This window comes from Eudoraea sp., from assembly GCF_049669105.1.
GTDB lineage: Bacteria > Bacteroidota > Bacteroidia > Flavobacteriales > Flavobacteriaceae > Eudoraea.
Window position 1 is genome coordinate 1 of record NZ_JBATKE010000187.1, and the last position, 17,525, is coordinate 17,525.

Sequence of the window (17,525 nt, forward strand, 5' to 3'; positions counted from 1 at the left end):
GCCATATATTCCGACAAATCATAATAGCCATGTTCTTCCACTATTTTACCATTGACTAACTGTAATGTAAGATGAACCGGAATTATGAGTTTCTGGTTATTGGCTGCGATAGTTCCTTCCCAGGTGCCCCAAAAATTTACCCACTTTTCACCTTGATCATCAATCACCATTTCATAGAATATATCCTTGTCTGTAAATCCATAACTAGATGCACCGGCAAGTAATCCTTTAAGACCTTCTAATAATTCGGCAGGTGTAGAATCTTCAAGCGTGTTGTGATGCACTTTGGCGGTATCTGCGTAATGAGTCATCCATGCGTTCCAATCTCCTGCATTATAATCCTTAACTAGAGCCTTAACTTCATCTATTTCAGGAGATGAGGAGAAATATTTTTGTTCAGCATTTTTACAGCTTATAAAAAAGACTGTTGCTACACATACTATGAGAATTTTTTTCATATTTTAAATTTTGTGGTTAGTGAATAGTAAAATCCCCAAGAATTAAAAACTCTTGGGGTTATAGTTAATATTTATTTTGTAGGACTATAAGCCATGTCGGGCCTCATACTTCCTGTGTATTCTTCAAATTTTAGTAAATTTTGTCGTAGTTCACCGTACAATTTTGGCCACTCATCACCTAAGAGCTCATTGTTAGCTGTTACTCTCTCACTATAGTCGGTAGCGTTTTTTGCAGCTACTGCTACCATATAAAATTCTCCCCTTGTGCCAAAACCACTCTTGTAAACCCTGTAATAAAATTTTGAACCTTTACTAGCAAATAAATTTGTTATGTCCTCCATGTTCTTTCTGACCACAGCCCGGTTTGTCGGCGTCATATGAAAATAGAAGAATTTACGATAGTTTTCACCTTCCGGGGTTTGCGTAATACCATCTGGCATATAGGTGAGTTTTTTGTCTAAATGAATTATATAATCTTGTTCAATATCATAACATTCGTCCATTCTATTAAAAATATTTTCAAAAGTCTGCGGACCCATTTTTGCTCTGAGTGATGCAAAAACGGGTTTATCAATATCCGCCATACTGGTAATAGGCGATACCCAGAGATATCGGTCATCCACAGTATTCGTTACTATGACATTAATTTCCTGGATATTATGTTTTTTTAGGTTATCTGTTAATTCTTTGCAAATGGATTCGTAATCGGTCACCTTAGAAGGTTTGACTACATCCTCATGTACCCAAAATGCCTGGGAATTGTTCTCATCCTGGGCAAGACCTATCGCCCCGGTAAGCAGTAGTAAAAATAAACTTGTTAATTTTGTTTTTAATGTTCTCATTGTTGATTCAATTTTGGTTATACTAATTAATATAAAGTGTTTAAATTATTCAAGTACTGGTGATGTAAGGGTATAGCCCAGTTGTTGCAGCAGATCTAGTTCGTTGTAATAGACATCCTCCTTATATAATTTACCTTCTTCTGTGAAATAAAGGTGCGAAAGTCCCTGAATCTTAATTTTTTTACCCGTGGCCCGCATCTCACCAAACACGCCGGTATTACTTCCGGTACATTCCCAGTTCATAAATATGTTATTGCCTTCAATATACGCATCACTATATTGAATTTTTAGATCGGGAAAACCTGTAAAATAAACATTCATGTGAGCCGCCATTTCATTTTCATTCCCTGCGACATGGATACCATTAAGAATTCTGGTAAAATTCTTCGCTACCAATTCATTTAATTTAGAGACATTTTGATCATTCCAGCAAGAATCAATAAATACATTTAAATTATTGGAAAGTTGATCGTTCCTAGACAATTCCGCATTTTTGTTCTCTGGCCTGCATGCTGCGATTACAAGGAATAAAATTAAAATATGAATGACAGATTTGGACATAGTTTTCCGCACGAATTAACCGATAAGTGTTCATTATACCTATGCGGCATGCTAAAGAAGCAATATATTGGCACAAATAAAAGGATGTATGGACGAACGACCCTATTTACTGTCCGAATGTCTATTTTCACTTAACGAAGCAATTATTATGTTAAAATTTGTATATTTAGAGAATTATGAGCCCCCCCGATTATATTTAAATTAACAATGTGAGCCGATTTTTTGCGGTTTTGGTTATCTTCATATGCTCATTTTTGAGCCCTAAAATTCTGCAGGCCCAGATTATAGACTTTGAAAGCGAAAACTCCTACAAAAGAGTATTTGTTGATACGGACAATTTTGGCAGCTCCTATCTCGACATCCTGGAGAAAAGCTACCCATTAAGTAAAATTGATACTATCCAATTCAATATTCTCAATGACCTTGCTTATTATTGGCATACCAGGAATTTATCAAAAGCCTTAAATTTTACAAAGGAAGGCTTGCAAATAACCCGTAAAAAGAAGGATACTCTATGGGAAGGCAGGTTCCAAATTACACAGGGTGCTATTCTTTTAAGGATGGAAAAACTAGATAGCGCAAGATTTGTCTTAGAATCTGCAATGAAAAAAGTTTTGAAGAAAGACCTGCCACTGGTCTATACTCAGTTGGGATATGTATATGAAAGACAGGGAAAACTGGATAAGGCGGCCGATATTGCTATGGAAACCCTTCTTTTAGGAGATGAATTAAAAGATAAAAGAGCCATGGCCGTTGCTTTTAGCGATTTAAGTAATTTATTTTGGAAACAATCACGCTATGAAAAGGCTTTGGAATATGGATTAAAGGCCTTAGTTCTTTTTGAAGAAAGAGGAATAAACGACCTGGATTATGATTTTACACTATATGTAGTAGGGAATTGCTATCTGGCACTGGATAAACATGAAGAAGCTCTTAATTATTACGAACATTCTATAGCCATTGGTGAGCGATATGGATTTTTTAATAATCTATGCGACGTGTATATTTCGATGGTATATCTAAAGGCTTACCTGAACGATTTTGATGCAGCAGATCTAGCAGGCGAAAATGCCGTAAAATATGGACAATTGTTGGATAATAACTTTATGTTAATGCGCTCCTGGTTATCCATAGGTAAACTACAAAACCTACAGGGAAAATACATTTCCGCAATTGAGAGTCTTGAGAGAAGTATTGAAATAGCCACAGATGATTTTGGAGATGATTTTTATCTTAGTCAGGCCTATGAAACATTGGGTAAAGCCTATGCTGGTAATCACAATTACCGGGAAGCATATCAGGCTTATGCAGAGTATGATAAGCTAAAAAAGGAGATATTTACGGCCGAGGCAGATCAGCATATTTCTTTATTACTTACAGAGTTTGATGTGGCTCAAAAAGAGAGTACTATAATGGTCCAGGAAAATCAAATTAAAAAGCAAAGATCAAGGCAGACATTAATGATTCTTATTGGAGGGCTGTTGCTGATGATATTATTACTCCTGTACAATACTATACAAACCAATAAGAAGAAAAACAGATTGCTCAAAAAGCAAAATGACGAAAAAGAATTTTTGCTAAAAGAAATACACCATCGTGTAAAGAATAATTTGGAAATTGTATCCAGTTTATTATCCCTGCAATCCGAACAGATAGGGGATTCAAAGGTTGCCGACGCTATGCAGAAAAGTCAATATCGGGTTCATAGCATGAGCATGATTCACCAAAAACTTTATCAGGGTAAAAGCTTTTCATCTATTGAAATGAAAGAATATTTCATGAACCTGGGGAATTATATCATAGATATTTTTGGGGCTTCAGACAGAGTGCGTATTGTATGTGAGATGGCGGAATTGGAATTGGATGTGGATACTGCCATTCCAATAGGACTAATAGTAAATGAGTTGCTTACAAATTCTTTAAAATATGCTTTTCCAGAAAATCGTAATGGGCTCATAAAAATTAGTCTAATAGAATTAGGGAATCATTTGCAGCTTGAAGTGTCAGATAACGGCATAGGAAAAAACTATCACGAAAAAATTGAAGGTACAGGCTTTGGTACACAATTAATAGAATTACTAACCAGACAATTAGAAGGTAAAATGTCTTTAAGTATTAAAAAAGGCACAGCAGTTTCTTTTGAATTTCAAAACCATAAAGCAGCTTAAATATGGATAAGTTAATTAGAATATTAATAGTCGAAGATGATATGATTATCGCGGCTAATCTTTCATTACAATTAACAAAGTTAGGTTATGAAGTTATTGGCATAGTGTCCAGGGGTGAAGACGCAATTAGTAATGCAAACCAAAATAAACCTGATATCATTTTGATGGATATAAATCTTAAGGGTGCTATAGATGGAATAGATGCCGCTATAGCTATTCATTTACAAAATGAAATACCCATAATATATTTAACTGCTAATAATGATGACGGCACTTTTTCCAGGGCAAAGGAAACCCAACCTTATGCTTTTATTTCCAAACCGTTTAACAAATTAAATCTTCAACGAACTATAGCATTAGTTGTTGAGCAATTAAAGGATAACGGAAGTTTAAAGCAAAACCAGGTCCAAACTAATTTACAGGTTTTACCAGATCGAATTTTTGTTAGACATAACGGGAGAATGGTTAAAATATTATTAGATCAAATTCTTTATATTGAGGCAGAACGAAACTATTGTAATATCACAACAGCTATAGGCAAATACTTGGTTGTAAGCACTTTAAAAACAATAGAAAATGAATTAAAAGATAGTTGTTTTATACGTGTCCACAGGTCATTTATAGTCAACATATGTAAATTGGATGTTGTAGCCGATAGTCATCTCGAGATAGACAGAAAGGTTATTCCTATAAGCAAGTCGTATAAGGAATTTTTACTGGGAAGACTGCACACTATTTAACGTTTAATAGAAGGACTTTCCTGAACCATAAACTTACTTATTTATTTTTTTTTGTTTTTGCTTTTTTTCATGGCTTCTGCAATGCCATGCCCACCGCTCGTATTTCGTTTTTCTAGCTCCTTGATTATTTTGGGATGATCGTGTTCCCGTCCTTGTGATAGCTTATAAGCCGCCTGTATTTCCTTGATATGAATCTCAAAACCTATTACACCTTTCACCTGCCTGAGTGTGTTTTTTGATAAATTGTTTAGTGAGATTGGTTTTTCGGATTGACGCTCGTATTTGTCAACCAGCTTATGAAGAGAAGCCATCAGCGCCTGCTCGTCCTGTATTTTTATTTTTCCGTGAATATGCACTGCAATATAATTCCAGGTAGGAACTTCTTCTTCTGCGTACCACGATGAAGAAACATAAGTGTGTGGCCCGTTAAATATGCAAAGTACTTCGGTGTCTTCAACAAAATATTTCCATTGCGGATTTGCTTTTGCAATATGACCTACCAGGATATCATTGCCATTACGATCCTTATCTAATTCTAATGGGATATGAGTGGCCCAAGGTTTACCACCTACATAATTAATTAAAATACCAAAGGAATTATTAATAATGAACTCCTTAACTTCTTTAAGGTTTTCATTTATATAGTGCTGCGGGATATACATACGTTTACCATTACTTATTCTCCGCCAAAGGAGGGTCTAAATTACAACTAGTCATGGAAAAACAACAATTGGGAAGATCTTTTTTATATACGAAGATATTTATAGACATATTTGAACATATTCAATCGTATAAAGCCGGAAAGATGAAAAACATATACTTAATTATACCCTTTCTTAGTGTCGTTTCAGTAATGACATATAATTTTCCAAGGAACTTTTTGCTAACTTTAATCTAAGAGGAGTAATTTACCTTAAGAATGGAATAGAAGGCATTCTAGAGATTTTAAATACCAGCGATACAATTGAATTTAAATGAATAGAAATTTCATTATTACTTTTTAAATATGAGATATTTGGTTAAGGTTTTGAGAATAGGCTTTTTGGTGGGTTTTGTTTTGTCCGTCATTTTTATCAGCATTGAATTCTTTGCAAACGGGACCGCTGAATTTGATAAGAATTTTTGGGTAGGAGTTGGTTACAATTTTCTCTATTCAATAGTTCTAACGCTAATCAATACTTCTTTTTTTGAGTATTTAAATAAGCGGGTTATTTGGAAAAAATACGGCAAATATAGATTGGCTATAGGAGCTGCAGGCAGTGTTGTTTTAACCATGATCGGAATTCTGTGGATACGCATAGTGATTCGAATGGGTTTTGAGGGAGCGGATTGGGAGGAGTTTCTCTCGGGTGAAAGGGCCATCTATTACTTTATTGCCCTAATAATCACCCTGGTTATAACCATTCTTTTCCACGCCATTTATTTTTACAGGTCTTTACAAGACAGGAAAGTAAAGGAACAAAAGATTATTGCAGGAACCGCCTCGGCAAAATTCGATGCTTTAAAGAATCAATTGGATCCTCATTTTTTGTTTAATAGCCTTAATGTACTTACAAGTTTAATTGAAGAAGATCCTGATCAGGCTCAAAAATTTACTACGTCACTATCCAAAGTTTACAGGTATGTTCTGGAGCAAAAAAATAAGGACCTGGTGACTGTAGATGAGGAACTTCAGTTTGCAAGAACATATATACGGTTACTCAAAATGCGTTTTGAAGACAGTATTCTGTTTGATATCCCGGACAAGTGCAGTAATCCTGAAGCTAAAATAGTCCCCCTTTCTTTGCAATTATTGCTTGAGAATGCAGTAAAACACAATGTAGTTAGCAGTTCAAGGCCTTTAAACATTAAAGTCTATGAAGAAAATGACGTTTTGGTTATTCAGAATAATTTACAGGAAAAACAGGTGGTTAAGAAAAGTAGTGGCGTGGGATTGAGAAACATTCAGCAACGATATTCTATTTTGTCAAATAGGGAAGTCCATATAGATAAAACTGCTGCTTATTTTAAGGTCTCTTTACCTATGCTTTCCAAAAAGGTGAGCCTAACCGCCTCACAGGAAACTTATATAAGCGATAAAAGATATCAGAAGGCCAAAGAACGCGTAGAAGCTATTAAGGGCTTCTATGGGAATCTAACAGCTTACTGTATTGTAATTCCTTTATTGATATGGTTGAATTTAAGGTCGACCAGTTTTCCATGGGCCATCTTTCCTGCACTGGGATGGGGTTTTGGTCTCACAATACACGGGATGGAGGCTTTTGGCTATAATCCTTTATGGGGAAAAAGTTGGGAAGAAAAAAAGATAAAGGAGCTCATGGATGATGATAAATTTTAATCAATGATGCCTCCAGGATTTAAAACAACAATTCGTCATCAAAATAATACAGTTGAGACCAATAATTTTAGAATTTTTACCAACATTTCGGAATTTTAAACTGTAATTAATATAGCGACATGTATAAAATTGAAATCATGAATAAAAGTAGTAAAGAAGCAAGTTTTTTAAGAGCAAAAGAACAGGTAACCGCAATAAAACATTTCTATTTAAGCCTGGTTTTATACTGTATTGTAATCCCAATACTAATTTGGATAAATTATCAGACGACCAGTTTTCCCTGGGCCGTATTTCCTGCCCTTGGTTGGGGTTTTGGACTGGCGGCAAAAGGTTTAGCTGCCCATGGAATTAATCCTTTGTGGGGTAAGGTATGGGAACAGAGGAAAATACAGGAATTAATGAGCAAAGAGGATTTTTAGCCTTTTTCTATTGATAAGTTTATGATTTATATAAATTAAATAATCAGGAAAGGATAATTACTAACCAAAAATAAAAGTGTCATGGAAAATTTTAATAAAGAAACAAAATATCTGAGAGCCAAAGAACGTGTGGAACAACTTAAAAAATTCTATGGAAATCTCTTGTCATATGTACTCGTAATAGCTCTTTTGGCTGGGATTAATTATTGGACTAATGAATGGCAATATATGTGGTTTTTATGGGCTGCCTTTGGATGGGGAATCGGAATTGTTTTTCAGACCATTCGGATTTTTAATATAAATCCTTTTTTTGGGAGGGATTGGGAAGAGCGCAAGATAAAGGAGATAATGCGTGATGAAGAACAGCAAAACAAATGGGAGTAAAAGTTAGTAGAATCTTAAATAATAAAAGAAATGGAGAATGACAACAAGTTAAACAGAGCTAAAAAGAAAGTAGAAGCGATGAAAGGGTTTTACATTCATCTTTCAGTATATATTGTGATTAATGCTTTTATTCTCGTTAATGTTTATATGAGGACCCTGGGAGACGGGGAGAGTTTTTGGAAATTTTCCACTTTTTTCACCCCTATATTCTGGGGAATTGGAGTAGTGTTTCATGCAGCTCATGTATTTAATTATAATCCTTTCTTTGGCAAAAATTGGGAAGAACGGCAGATTCAAAAATACATTGACAAAGACCAACGTGAAGCAGAAAAGTTTAAATAATAATCAGCTCTAATTATATATGCGAGATAAAATGAATAGAAGTTATAGCTTAATTAAATTTGTGGTATGAACGTATTAATCATTGAGGATGAAAAACCTGCGGCGAGACGTTTAGCCCGATTGTTAAACGAACTGGATGTTCAGGTAGCTACCATGCTTCATTCAGTTGAAGAATCTGTTGAATGGTTTCAGAACAATGATCATCCTGATTTGATTTTCCTCGATATTCAGCTTTCTGATGGTTTGTCTTTTGAAATTTTTGATTTGGTTGAGGTAAAAAGTGCTATCATTTTTACCACGGCTTATGATGAATATGCCCTTCAGGCTTTTAAACTTAACAGCATAGATTATCTTCTAAAACCCATTGACGATGAAGAGTTAGAGAGTGCGGTTAAAAAATATCAAAATCTGAAACCGGACCATAATCAATTAAGCCTGGATTTTGAGGATATTAAAAAATTACTTGTCAACCCCCTTGAAAGAGAATACAAAAAAAGATTCACTATTCGACTTGGACAGCATTTGAAAATTATCAATGCCGATGAAATTGAATGTTTCTATAGCGAAAATAAAGGTACATATGCATCAACTACAGAAGGAAGAAACTATCTTTTGGATACTACATTAGAAAACCTTGAGAATGAATTATCACCTCAAATATTCTTTAGAGTGAGCAGAAAATTCTATATCAATATCAATCACATAAAAGACATTGTTTCTTACACCAATTCTCGCCTGATAATCAAGTTAAAGCGCTATAATGAGCAAGAAATAATAGTTAGTAGGGAAAGAGTAAAAGATTTTAAGTTATGGTTAGAGTAACTATTATTAAGTATCTGATATAAAAATATTTAGATTTAACTATAGATATTTCTTATAGTAACTTTTTTACAATATTTCAGGACTTTTTATCTACTCTGTTGTCATCAAAAGCAGAAGGCAGTAATTTAGGAATTAATTTAATAAAAATTGGCAATAAAACTGCTCCTCCCGGTAATAAAAATATAGCCAGGGATGGTATGCTTTTAAAAATATCTATAAGCTGATTTTGGACTTTTTTCTTTTCCTCTGAACTGAGGTCCTTAACGGTGGACTTAGAAAGTAGTTGCATCAATTCTTTGCTCTCTGATAATTCTTTTTGAAGTCTTTTATTATTTCTTAGAATTAATTTATTGACCACTTTGGACATGCTATCGTAAAATTGAATTGCCATGTTGGGGTCCTTCAGAAAAGGAATATTCGCAGAATTTTTCTCAAAGAAAGAAGTAATTTCCTCCAATGATCGGGAAATCTCTTTTCTCTCAAAACCAAGATCCTTACCTATGCCAAAGATAAATTCAGATTCCTGATATTCCAGTGTTTTATCTTCCCAAACAGTAAGACATGCCACATCCAGAAAATAGTGATTTTCCCAGATAACTGAGTTATTCAATAGCTGGGCTCTGTATGAACCGTCAAATTCTTGTTTTTCACCATCAATAAAGGTCATGGAAGAAGCAAAAAGTTGGGCTAAACGTTCGTCCGTTTTATTTTTCTCTTTAGAGTTTAGTGCATGTGCGGTAACATTTATGGTAAGGTATTCTAAAGTTTGAGCGTGTTCCCTAATATTTTTGCCTCCGTTCAAGTAATATTTGAATGTAAGAACATCAATAAATAATAATGAGTTTGTGATAATTCTGTTAAAGGTTTTGCTAAATACATTATCACCTAGGTAAACCCTGGAATCAATAAGTTTTTCAAGTTGCTTAGAGGTTTTACTACCGGCAAGGATTTTATTAAGAAAGGAAATATTGCTAATATTCAGTTCCTGATAAAATTGAAAAATTGTGTGAACAAAATCATCAAAATTAGAATTGTTGTGTTCTAACTTAAAGGTAAAGAATAAGGCCGTAAGCAAGTTAATCTTTGCCTTTTCATCCTCTGACAAAGTGTGTTCAGGTTTAATAAAACGCGGAATCTTGATATTTAATCCATAGACAAAACCAGATGTTTTAAGCCCCCCGTAAAGATTCCTGAAATCGTTAAAAACTTCAAGATTATCTTTTACATCGTGCCCGAATTTGTCAATCCAACCGGATGCGGATGGGTTCATTGGCTTGATCTTTTAAAAAGTCAAAGTAAAACAAAATATGGGACATTCCCTTTGTTGTCTCTCTTATTAAAATGGAAAATTATTATGTAGTAACAGTTCTCATCCTAATTTTATTTTTATTTCAACCGTAATTTGGAAGTAAAAAATTTGAAATTAATCAGTGTTCAATGCATTTGATATTTCGTTTTTTTAACTTTTTCTTAGGAAATTATGGATGAAATGCTTATGTTTAACGTTCAAATGCTATCAGAGCATTTCTGCAATGCCCCAAGTATTACAGAAATCTGAATTTATTTATTAGTACGTTTTTGAGAATTTTAACCCAAATCAACCTCGTTATGGAATATTATATTTTCTCTGTTTGGTTTATAGTTATGTCGTTTCTTCTATTTAAAGTTTTTAAAGCCCATTATTCTTTGAGAAAAAAATAGGGCATAGAAATGAATTATCTATAATTGAATTATTGATCAACTTTTACTGAAGAGACCATAAACAAATAGACCTCTTAAAACTTAAAATGGCCGCTAATTTAGCAGCCATTTTTTAATAAAATTATAGGTTTTCTATTGAATAATACCGGTGCAACTTATTCTGGCACCTGCGGCACCACTGGGTTGCGATGTAAAATCATCAACTCCCTGATGTACAATTACAGCTTTGCCCAAAATGTTCATATTTTCATCTTCGCAGCCTATACACCACTGATCTGTACTAAACTCAACAACGGCATTTCCATCTGCATCTGCCGTAAAATTACCGATATCACCCTTATGGAATCCCTCGGCCATACCCCATTTTCCATGTGGCTCATGAGTAGGGTTCCAATGCCCTCCGGAAGACTTGCCATCATCTGAAGAACAATCTGCCTTTTCGTGAATGTGAATTGCGTGTTCTCCCGGGCTAAGTCCATTTAATGTGGCTAACATCATTACCATTCCGTTTTCTTCTGTAAAGACTACTTCACCCTGGACATTACTGTCACTTTTGGGTTCCATAGAAAATTTTATAACCTCTACACTAACTTCTTCTACTGTTTTTTCTACAGCTTCGTCCGTGGCCGCATTACCGTCTTTTTCAGTCTTTTTACCATCTTTGCAATTATATGCCAGTACAAGAATCATACTTAGTGCGATGATGTGTATTTTCTTCATATGTTTTTAGTTTTATGTTACTGACGAAAGTTACGCAATATTCGCTGGTAAGTCAATACAATATTTATATTCATTTGAATAAAACCCTTCGATAGTAGTCTTAATTTAAGGCTATTACGCGGTTAAACGGATTCTTCATTGCGCAGTTCAGACTTTTAATTTCTCCTTAACATTTAAATTATACTTCTTTTATTACATCGGTAAATATTTAAAAAAGGATTGTTTATGACTAGTCAATGATTTTTGTGATGACCTGTATCTCATTATGCAAAGTTTTATGAACCGGACATTTATTTGCTATATCCAGGATGCGTTGAGTCTGTTTCTCATCAACACTACCAGTTAGTTTTAGTTCCCTGTGAAATGTATCTATTTTTGCCCCGGGGGACTCACAATCCTGGCAATCCTCTGCATGTGATTTGCTATATGAGGAGTGCACTTCAACGTTTTGCAGGTCCCACCCTTTGCGTTTTACGTACATCTGAATAGTCATGGCCGTACAAGCAGCCAAACCTGCAGAGACCAACTCATACGGAGAGGGTCCAAAATCATTACCACCAAATTCTTCCGGTTCATCCGCTATCATATAATGATTTCCTACTTTCATTGAAGTTGAGAATCCTTCATCTGCATCCAGGCTTGCTACCACCTGGTGTTCGGAATTAATACTTTTATCCTGAGGAATATCCAGGTAACGTTGTGCCCACCCTGAAATAACTTTACCTGCATAGGTTGAATCTTTTTTGTCTGAAAGGAGATGATCTGCACCATCTAAAGAAATAAAGCTCTTTGGGTGATGTGCAGCGATATAAATTTCTTCTGCATTTTTAATAGCTACGGTTTGATCTTGTGGAGAATGCAATATCAAAATTGGTTTGCGTAATTCTTTGACTGTCTGTGGAAGCGTTCTATTTTCCAAATCCTCTAGAAATTGTTTTTTAATAGTAAAATCGCGTCCGCCTATATTAACCAGGGCCTTCCCATTTAAGTTTATTTCCTCGATATTACTCTTGAGTAAACGTTTTATATGCACAGGATTAGAAGGAGCAGCAATCGTCGCTATAGCTTTTATCGATGCTATTTCTGATGCTGCCAGGAGTACTGCCGCGCCCCCAAGAGAATGTCCTATTAAAAGGGTTGGTGCTTTGTGAGTTTTACTCAGATATTCTGCTGCAGCTATCAAATCTTCAACGTTCCCCGAAAAATTGGTGTCCGCAAAATCTCCCTCACTCTCACCTAAACCAGTGAAATCAAAACGTAAAACACCAAAACCACTGGAAGTAAGTGATTTACTAATATTTTTAATGGCTAACAGGTTTTTATTACAAGTAAAACAATGTGCAAATAATACGTAGTTATGCGGTAGTTGATTTGCAGGCAGCTCTAACCTACCCACCAGTTTCTGGCCCGACTTGTTATAAAATATTACTTTTTTAAGGCTCATATTGTTTTTTAATTAATTGGTAGTCGAATGAAAGGTACTAAACTTTCTTACAGATCGAAGTTGAAATTATTAGATCAATTTATCTAAAATAAAGAAGTAACTATTTAAGGTTAAGCCACATGGGTAATCTCAGGTTCATATTTAAGGCCTTTATTATGAATAATACCTGTCTGCGAGCTATTTTATTATTGCCAGGCACCAATACGATTAAAGCTTTGGGGTAAAAAGGTTATTCTGTGTCAACTTTTTTTCGACGTAAATCCGGGTTGTAAAAAACCGCCAGCTGCAAGCGATCGTAATTTGCTGTATTAAAATGGTTTTTCAGATACCCCATCTGCAAACTTAAATTTTCAAGAATATTAACACCAAGGGCCGCATACAGTCTGTTCTGTCCAAAAATTTCATCCTGAAGATTCAAAAATATCTCATCATAGAAGTTGAGGAAAAAGGTATTGGTAAGAGGAAGGGTGATTTGCAATCTATACCGTGCTCTATGTTGGGTGTCAGAAAACGTTCCTGAATTCAGAAAACGCTGCTCAAAGCGAAAACGATGTTCAAATAATAATTCCCAAACCTTGTTTTTGAGGATGAATTGCTCAAAAATTCTGTTTTCCAGGATTTTATTTTCATTAGGGATATCTTCAAAAGTAGCATCGGTATCAATGTAGCCATAACCTATAGTAGCAATGGCTTCAGGACTAATATGGTAATTCAGTCCGGTTCTGAGCAGCAATTGATTGAAATTACTTGCCACCTCAAAATACCTGAACTGGGCTTCGGTATGGATGCTAAATCGCTCAGAAATTTTATTGGTCCCAAAGTACATGTACCACGCACCTAATTTATCTTCTCCTGTTTCCTGAGCTTTGCCGTTCGCAACCAGAAAAAGTATGAGTATAACTATTAACTTTCTCATAAGGTTTCATGTGTCATAAAAATCCATATAGTAGTACGAGGCCGGCTAAATAATTATTTAAATTAACAAACCTGATTATAAATAAATCTTTTAAAATCTAGCCCGTTGGAATTACGTAAAACTTAAGAATCAGTATTCATTTCTATGGTTTCACCATCCTTAATAGGAGTACCTTTATCTTTCTTTAGATACACATCTAAAAATTCCAAAATTTTACTATAAGCTTCAATTTCATTTTCCTTTTTTTCAAATCCATGACCTTCATCTTCAAATAAGACATATTCTACCGGAACCCCATTTTTTCTAACTCCGGCGACAATTTCATCAGATTCTACCTGTAAAACCCGGGGATCCTGTGAGCCTTGTAGGACAATCAGCGGTTTAGTTACTTTATCAGTATGGAATAAAGGGGATATTTTTTTAAGACGAACAGAGTCTGCGCTATTTGGATCTCCTAATTCTTTATAAAGCGCATCTTTAAACGATTCCCACCATGGTGGAATACTTCTTAGGGTTCTAATCCAGTTGGTAACCCCAAATAGATTTACTCCTACAGCAAATTCTTCAGGGGTATAGGTAAGGGCGGCCATGGTCATATAACCTCCATAAGAGCCACCTAAAATACCAATCTTTTCTGTATCAATTTCTACTTGTTGCATGAGCCAGTTTTTTCCTTCTACACAATCTTTTAGATCTTTATCTCCATGATTTAAGTCATCCATTTGATAAAAAGTTTTGCCATATCCGCTACTTCCTCTGTTATTTACCGCCAGGATGGCATAGCCATGATTTACCAAATATTGAATAAGGGAACTAAAATTTTGTCTTGATTGCCCTCCTGGGCCACCATGTACCCAAACCAGGGCAGGCACTTTATTTTCAGCACTGGCCTGATGGGGTTTGTAATAAATAGCCGGTATTTCAAGGCCATCAAAAGATTTAAAGCGTATAACTTCTGCATTGACCAGATGTTCACCTTTTATTTCCGGATTTAAAACGTTCGTAATTTGATTCTGCTGCTTCGTTTCTAAATCATATACAAATAAATTAGATGGAGTATTTGAACTACCTGCATAAAACCTCATGGTCTTTTCATCCTCTGAAAACCCGACATTAGTAATACTCGTATTGTCAAATTTAGGAAGTTCAATATTTTCACCCGAAGCCATATCTTTTACTTCAATAACATTTTTGGCATCTTCATTTATATAAGTCACCTGGTATGTGCCATTTTCAGTAAAATAACTACCAACAATATCCCAATCCCGTTCCATAACCTTTTCACGAGTGCCATCGGCAATATTATATTTCATGAGGTAAGCAAATTCAGCACCATCGTCTGTAGTGTAATATAGTGCGGAACCGTCTTTGGCAAAGTCTTCACTACTATTAGCACTTTGATTAGGATTTATTTTTGTGATAGACTTATCCTCAAAACTATAGAGGAACAAATCACTATCATTGGTATTGATGGCTTTGCTTAACGGCAGGTACTTTTTATAATGGGAGATTCCTCCAATACTATATCCTTCATCATTTTGGTAGAGGAGGGTAGGTTTAAAATTCTCTAAATCCATTTCATAGAGATCCATATATTTCTTATCTCTTTTGTTGGAAGTAAAGAAAAAGCTTTTTTCATCTTCTGCCCACCCATAGAAAACCGCTCTGGCACCCTCAAAGGGAGTAAGATCTTTGTGTGTTCCTTCTTCGTCCCTTAAAAAAATATGATAAATTTCATCCCCATTGTTATCCATCCGGAATAACATACGCTCGTCTTGAGGGAAATATGAAATTGAGAAAACGGAGGAACTATCCGAAGCCGTCACCGGAATAAAATCGCCTCCTGACGAAGCAACGGTATACATGTTATAAATACCTGAACGGTTACTGGATACTAATAACTTCGATTTATCCGGTGAAAAACTACCCCCAAAGACGTCTTCATTGTCCATCATTTGTTCTATCGTGTAGGTCTCGAGTGTTTCTGCAATGCTTGGTTTTACTTCCGTTTTTTCTTGCTTGCAACTCCATATCATTGTGATTGCCAGCATTAAGATCAGTTTTTTCATGCTTACCATGGTTTTAAGATTGATGTTTTAGTAGTTATTCCCTAATAAATAAAGAAGAATGGGCATTAATCCCGGCTTGAAAGATTGGCCATTTTTACTTTAAATAGGGTGGCTTTTATTTAGTTGCTAAATATACCAAAAAGTTGAACTATAAATCTTAAAGGCTTGTTAATGGCAGATTCTCATTTATTATACGAAATGATTAAAAGAAGAAAATTCGAATTTTAGTTTTCGATACTTATTTAAATTATAAAAGTTGTATCAATTTTTCAACCTTACTTGTCTCCTAGGTAGATTTCTCCATCTTTCATTACAAATTTCACCGATTTTATAGCCGAAATGTCCTTGGTAGGGTCACCTTGGACGGCTATAATATCTGCCAATAACCCCTTCCTGATACGGCCAAGTCTGTCAAGATGAAACACCCTCGCATTTATGGAAGTTGCAGATTGCAATACAGCTAATGGGGTCATCCCGTATTCTACCATTAATTCCATTTCCCGATAATTTTCTCCATGGCTAAAAACACCTACATCTCCACCAAATACGATCTCAACCCCCGATTTTAGTGCTTCTTCAAATGAAGCTTTTTTTAGAATAATTCTCTTTGGAACAGGGTCCTTGCCTTTTATCCATCCGCCATATTGCTCAACGGCTTCTCCTGCGGCAAGGGTAGGACAAAAGGCAACATCGTTTTCTTTCATTAAATTAAACTCCTTTATCGTTCCCAAATCTCCGTGCTCTATGGTTTCTACGCCTGCAAGTACTGCCCTGCGTATTCCCTCCGGAGTGCTGGCATGAGCTACTACGTACCTTCCTGTACTTTCAGCTGTAGCAACCATGGCTTCAATTTCATTCTGCAAAAAAGTGGGTTGGGCTGGCTCCCCCGTATTCCATCTGTAGTCAGCATATACTTTAATAAAGTCGGATCCATTGCCAATCTGCCTGCGCACTGTTTTAATGGCTTCATCAATGCCACTCACAGTTTCAGCTCCCAGTGGGACTGCTACACCTTCATGAAACCCTTTTGGGCCATAAGCCCCGGTAGCTACAATTGCCGGGCCGGCAACCAATAGGCGGGGTCCTGGAATAATACCCTCATCAATAGTCTTTTTTAGATAAACATCGGTATATCCGGCTCCTTCAGCACCCAGATCCCGCATTGTTGTAATTCCTGCCAAAAGTGACCTTCTTGCATAAACAGTGCCTCGGATTGCCCTTTCTGCAGGAGATTCCTTAAGTACCTGATCATTCCAACTGGTTTCATTATACGGATGGAGCAGCAGATGTGAATGGCCTTCTATAATTCCTGGTAAAAGTGTCATCCCTTTTAGCAAAATGGTATCTTTTATAGTTTTTATCGGACATTTATCAAGAGGACCAGTGTATTCAATTTGATTGCCATCCACAACAACGATCCAATTAGTAAATAAAGTTTCTCCATCAAAAACCCTATCAGGAATCAATAGTGATTGACTTTGCATTCCGGCACTTAATAGTAAAAAGTAGAGGATAAACAGCTTTTTCATTTCCGGTTATATTTATGAAGATTGAATGTTGAAAATAAAGATAATTACCGATTTAGCATCCTTCGAATTGCA

17 protein-coding genes are annotated in these 17,525 nt (G+C 35.5%); 7 read left to right on the plus strand and 10 right to left on the minus strand.

The genetic code is table 11. The annotated features are described in order from the left end of the window. From WBM60_RS14445 to WBM60_RS14455, 3 genes are all read right to left on the minus strand, one after another. A partial coding sequence (locus tag WBM60_RS14445) for a nuclear transport factor 2 family protein (protein WP_424283244.1) occupies positions 1-458 on the minus strand: 458 nt, incomplete at its 3' end. A 71-nt stretch (positions 459-529) separates the two neighbouring features. Further along, positions 530-1,300, minus strand: a complete 771-nt coding sequence (locus tag WBM60_RS14450) for a hypothetical protein (protein WP_424259381.1) — start codon at positions 1,298-1,300, stop codon at positions 530-532. A 45-nt stretch (positions 1,301-1,345) separates the two neighbouring features. Next, entirely contained in the window at positions 1,346-1,861 is a 516-nt protein-coding gene (locus WBM60_RS14455) for an ester cyclase (RefSeq protein ID WP_424259382.1), read from the minus strand. A 254-nt stretch (positions 1,862-2,115) separates the two neighbouring features. Here WBM60_RS14455 and WBM60_RS14460 point away from each other — a divergent pair, with 254 nt between their 5' ends. After that, the gene (locus tag WBM60_RS14460) at positions 2,116-4,029 is read left to right on the plus strand and encodes a histidine kinase dimerization/phosphoacceptor domain -containing protein (RefSeq protein ID WP_424283245.1); all 1,914 of its coding nucleotides are present in this window, start codon (positions 2,116-2,118) and stop codon (positions 4,027-4,029) included. Between the two features lie 2 nt (positions 4,030-4,031). Continuing rightward, on the plus strand, positions 4,032-4,769 hold the full coding sequence (locus WBM60_RS14465) for a LytR/AlgR family response regulator transcription factor (protein ID WP_424259384.1): 738 nt from the start codon (positions 4,032-4,034) through the stop codon (positions 4,767-4,769). Between the two features lie 41 nt (positions 4,770-4,810). Here the strand turns inward: WBM60_RS14465 and WBM60_RS14470 are convergent, their stop codons facing one another. Continuing rightward, on the minus strand, positions 4,811-5,431 hold the full coding sequence (locus WBM60_RS14470; RefSeq protein WP_424259385.1) for an FMN-binding negative transcriptional regulator: 621 nt from the start codon (positions 5,429-5,431) through the stop codon (positions 4,811-4,813). A 344-nt stretch (positions 5,432-5,775) separates the two neighbouring features. Between WBM60_RS14470 and WBM60_RS14475 the strand changes: the two genes are divergently transcribed. The 5 genes from WBM60_RS14475 to WBM60_RS14495 all read left to right on the plus strand — a co-directional run bounded on the left by WBM60_RS14475 (position 5,776) and on the right by WBM60_RS14495 (position 9,074). Continuing rightward, a complete protein-coding gene (locus WBM60_RS14475) occupies positions 5,776-7,107 on the plus strand; it encodes a 2TM domain-containing protein (protein ID WP_424259386.1) in 1,332 nt (443 codons plus the stop codon). 137 nt (positions 7,108-7,244) lie between these two features. Then, the gene (locus WBM60_RS14480; RefSeq protein ID WP_424259387.1) at positions 7,245-7,526 is read left to right on the plus strand and encodes a 2TM domain-containing protein; all 282 of its coding nucleotides are present in this window, start codon (positions 7,245-7,247) and stop codon (positions 7,524-7,526) included. A gap of 81 nt (positions 7,527-7,607) precedes the next feature. Further along, a complete protein-coding gene (locus tag WBM60_RS14485; protein WP_424259388.1) occupies positions 7,608-7,910 on the plus strand; it encodes a 2TM domain-containing protein in 303 nt (100 codons plus the stop codon). 30 nt (positions 7,911-7,940) lie between these two features. Beyond that, positions 7,941-8,252 carry a 2TM domain-containing protein gene (locus WBM60_RS14490; RefSeq protein ID WP_424259389.1) on the plus strand — a complete coding sequence of 104 codons (312 nt, stop codon included), beginning with the start codon at positions 7,941-7,943 and terminating at the stop codon, positions 8,250-8,252. A gap of 66 nt (positions 8,253-8,318) precedes the next feature. After that, complete coding sequence (locus WBM60_RS14495) at positions 8,319-9,074, plus strand: LytR/AlgR family response regulator transcription factor (RefSeq protein WP_424276163.1); 756 nt, start codon at positions 8,319-8,321, stop codon at positions 9,072-9,074. Positions 9,075-9,150: 76 nt separating this feature from the next. Here the strand turns inward: WBM60_RS14495 and WBM60_RS14500 are convergent, their stop codons facing one another. From WBM60_RS14500 to WBM60_RS14525, 6 genes are all read right to left on the minus strand, one after another. Next, complete coding sequence (locus WBM60_RS14500) at positions 9,151-10,344, minus strand: LETM1-related biofilm-associated protein (RefSeq protein ID WP_424259391.1); 1,194 nt, start codon at positions 10,342-10,344, stop codon at positions 9,151-9,153. 563 nt (positions 10,345-10,907) lie between these two features. Continuing rightward, entirely contained in the window at positions 10,908-11,495 is a 588-nt protein-coding gene (locus WBM60_RS14505) for a superoxide dismutase family protein (RefSeq protein WP_424259392.1), read from the minus strand. 229 nt (positions 11,496-11,724) lie between these two features. Continuing rightward, positions 11,725-12,939 carry an alpha/beta fold hydrolase gene (locus WBM60_RS14510; RefSeq protein ID WP_424259393.1) on the minus strand — a complete coding sequence of 405 codons (1,215 nt, stop codon included), beginning with the start codon at positions 12,937-12,939 and terminating at the stop codon, positions 11,725-11,727. Between the two features lie 229 nt (positions 12,940-13,168). Then, the gene (locus WBM60_RS14515) at positions 13,169-13,855 is read right to left on the minus strand and encodes a DUF2490 domain-containing protein (RefSeq protein WP_424259394.1); all 687 of its coding nucleotides are present in this window, start codon (positions 13,853-13,855) and stop codon (positions 13,169-13,171) included. Between the two features lie 122 nt (positions 13,856-13,977). Further along, positions 13,978-15,924, minus strand: coding sequence for an alpha/beta fold hydrolase (locus WBM60_RS14520; RefSeq protein ID WP_424278237.1), 1,947 nt, complete (start codon positions 15,922-15,924; stop codon positions 13,978-13,980). 275 nt (positions 15,925-16,199) lie between these two features. Beyond that, entirely contained in the window at positions 16,200-17,453 is a 1,254-nt protein-coding gene (locus tag WBM60_RS14525; protein WP_424283246.1) for an amidohydrolase family protein, read from the minus strand. Between the last annotated feature and the right edge of the window lie 72 nt (positions 17,454-17,525).